This is a genomic window from Corallococcus sicarius, assembly GCF_003611735.1.
GTDB classification, from domain to species: Bacteria; Myxococcota; Myxococcia; order Myxococcales; family Myxococcaceae; genus Corallococcus; species Corallococcus sicarius.
Genome location: NZ_RAWG01000764.1, coordinates 1 through 426, shown reverse-complemented (window position 1 = coordinate 426; position 426 = coordinate 1). Strand labels below are relative to the sequence as shown.

1 protein-coding gene is annotated in these 426 nt (G+C 62.9%); it reads left to right on the top strand.

The features are described 5' to 3' along the window. Positions 1–426 (top strand): hypothetical protein (locus tag D7X12_RS45770; protein WP_208719655.1); only part of this gene is annotated, 426 nt, incomplete at both ends.

Here is a 426-nt window from a genome sequence, read left to right as displayed (position 1 = left end):
ATCCGCACCCGAAGGTGCACGAACGCAAGGGAGATTTCGCCTCGCTCGACTGGCCCGCAGCCATCGCATTTGGGCTGGCGGCGCTGATTGCGCTGCACGGCTTCCAGCAGGCGCGCTTTGTCCACCCCGACGGCTCGCCCGCGCAGGTGGTGCCGATCATTGCCGTAGTGGCCCTCATCATCTGGGTCGGCATTCGCCAGACGGCCCACCCATTGCCGTGGGTTGACCTGCGGGCCACGCTGCAGCGGCGCTTCATGATGGGCATGGTGTTCTACGCCATCTATTACATGTTTGCGAGCGCCTGGGGCTTTCTTTCGTCGAGCCTGCTGCAGAACGGTCTGGGCTTTCGCTACGAGACCACCGCGCAGTTGATGAGCCTGGGCGGGCTGGTGACGGTGGTGCTTGGTATCCTGAACTTTCAATTGA